General features: G+C 77.5%; 2 protein-coding genes and 2 pseudogenes. All 4 read left to right on the forward strand.

Translation table 11 applies throughout. The annotated features are described in order from the left end of the window. Positions 1-239, forward strand: a pseudogene (locus A6V29_RS08225) (cell division protein FtsZ); the annotation flags it as partial. Positions 240-332: 93 nt separating this feature from the next. Then, a complete protein-coding gene (gene pgeF, locus A6V29_RS08230) occupies positions 333-1070 on the forward strand; it encodes a peptidoglycan editing factor PgeF (RefSeq protein ID WP_137159860.1) in 738 nt (245 codons plus the stop codon). Next, positions 1067-1759 (forward strand): YggS family pyridoxal phosphate-dependent enzyme, encoded by a 693-nt coding sequence (locus A6V29_RS08235; protein WP_137159861.1) that lies wholly within the window; start codon positions 1067-1069, stop codon positions 1757-1759. Before pgeF ends, A6V29_RS08235 begins: the two co-directional genes overlap by 4 nt. Positions 1760-1885: 126 nt before the next feature. After that, positions 1886-2170, forward strand: a pseudogene (locus A6V29_RS08240) (cell division protein SepF); the annotation flags it as partial.

Raw genomic sequence — 2170 nt, forward strand, 5'->3', positions numbered from 1 at the left:
CCGCGGCCGCACCGGCCGCCGCCCCGGCCACCGGCGAACGGCTCGCACCCGCGCAGCCGGCGTCGGCGTCCACCGGCTCGGCGGCCCCCGCTCCCGCGGCGCGCCCGACCCCGCCGCAGGGCGGGGGGATCACGGTTCCGCCGCTGCCCCCCATCCCGGGAGCGATCAACAGCCGCCGCCCGCTGTCCAGCGAGGACTTCGAGGAGGAGCTGGACATCCCGGAGTTCCTCCGCCAGTGAGACCCCCTCGCCCCCCAACCGCTCGCACGCTCGCGGTCGGGGCCCTGCGAGGGGGCCTTCCCATCCAGACCACCGACGTAGGCTCACCTCTCGATGAGTGAGGAAACGGCCGTCCCGTCGTCTGTCCGGCCCCGCAGGGTCCTCACGGACCGGCGGGGCGGCCGTTCCGCGCCGCCGTACGACTCGTTCAACCTCGGCGACCACGTCGGTGACGACCCCGCCGCCGTCGCGGCCAACCGGGCACGAGTCGCCGGCGAGCTGGGGGTGGGGGAGGAGCGCCTGGTCTGGATGGACCAGGTGCACGGCCGCGGCGTCGCCGTCGTCGACGGCCCGCAGGACGGCCCCCTGCCGCAGACCGACGCCGTCGTCACGGCCACCCCGGGGCTGGTGCTCGGCGTGCTGGTCGCCGACTGCGTGCCCGTCCTGCTCGCCGACCCGGTCGCGGGCGTCGTCGCCGCGGTGCACGCCGGTCGCAAGGGCGTCCAGGGCGGGGTGCTGCCGGCCACGCTCTCGGCCATGGCCAGCCTCGGCGCCCGGGCGCGGCACGTCACCGCGCTGCTCGGCCCGGCCATCTGCGGCGCCTGCTACGAGGTGCCGGCGGAGATGCAGGCCGAGGTCGCCGCGGTGTCGCCCGCCACCGCCGTCCGGACCCGTCGCGGGACCGCCGGCCTGGACCTGCGCGCCGGGCTGGCCGAGACGCTCGCCCGCGCCGGGGTTCCGGAGGTCGTCCACGACCCGCGGTGCACCGCGGAGGACCCGACGCTCTTCTCCTACCGGCGGGACGGCGTGACCGGCCGCCAGGCCGGCCTGGTCTGGCTGGCGCCGGCATGAGCCTCGAGTCGAACCTCCGCGCCGTGCGGGACCGGATCGACGCCGCCGCCCGGGCGGCCGGCCGCGACCCCGCATCGGTCGCACTGCTCGCGATCAGCAAGACCCGGCCCGCGGCCGACGTCCGGGCGCTGGCCGCGCTCGGCCAGCTCGACTTCGGCGAGAACCGGGCCCAGGAGCTGATCGGGAAGGCCGCCGAGCTGACCGACCTCCCGCTGCGGTGGCACTTCGTCGGCCAGCTGCAGCGCAACAAGGCGGCCGCCGTGGCCCGGCTCGGCGCCGTCGTCCACTCCGTGGACCGGCCCGCGCTCGCCCAGGCGCTGAGCCGGGCCGGCGAGGCCGCCGACCGGGTCGTCGAGGTCTTCGTGCAGGTCGACCTCGGCGGCCCCGAGGGCGAGCTCGGCGCCCGCGGAGGTGCGACCCCCGAGGACGTGCCGGGCCTCGCCGACACCGTCGCCGACCTGCCCGGCCTCCGGCTCCGCGGGCTGATGGCGGTGGCCCCGCGGGACGAGGACCCGGGCCCCGCGTTCCAGTGGCTGGCCGAGCTCGCCGACCGGGTGCGGGCCGACCACCCGGAGGCCGTAGAGCTCTCCGCGGGCATGAGCGGCGACCTCGAGCAGGCCGTCGCAGCCGGCGCCACGGTCGTGCGTGTCGGAACCGCGCTCTTCGGCCGGCGGCCCCTAACCTCCTGAAGACGCACGAGTCACACCAGCCACACGGGCCTCCGGAGCCCCGGGGTGACCTCGGCGACGGTCGACCAGCGTGCACGGGAGCACGCCAGCGAAGGGGGAGGTCCGATGGCTGGAGCCATGCGACGGATGGGCATTTACCTGGGGCTCGTCGAGGACGACGACGTCCGCGGCTACGGCCGCTACGACGCCCGGCAGTCCGACCACGCCGATCACGACCGCAGGTACGGCCGCTACGCCGAGGACCACTACGACGACTACGCCGACGACGGCTACGCCGAGGACGACCTCGAGCCGGCCGAGCCCGCGCGCGCACCCGAGCCCCTGGGCGTCCGGCGCGTCACGCCCGCCCGGCCGCTGGGCCTGGCGCCGTCGGGCGGCGGCGCCGGTGGCGGCTCCCGGGTGAGCGCGGTG

Source organism: Blastococcus sp. CCUG 61487 (genome assembly GCF_005222955.1).
In the GTDB taxonomy this organism is placed as follows: Bacteria; Actinomycetota; Actinomycetes; order Mycobacteriales; family Geodermatophilaceae; genus Blastococcus.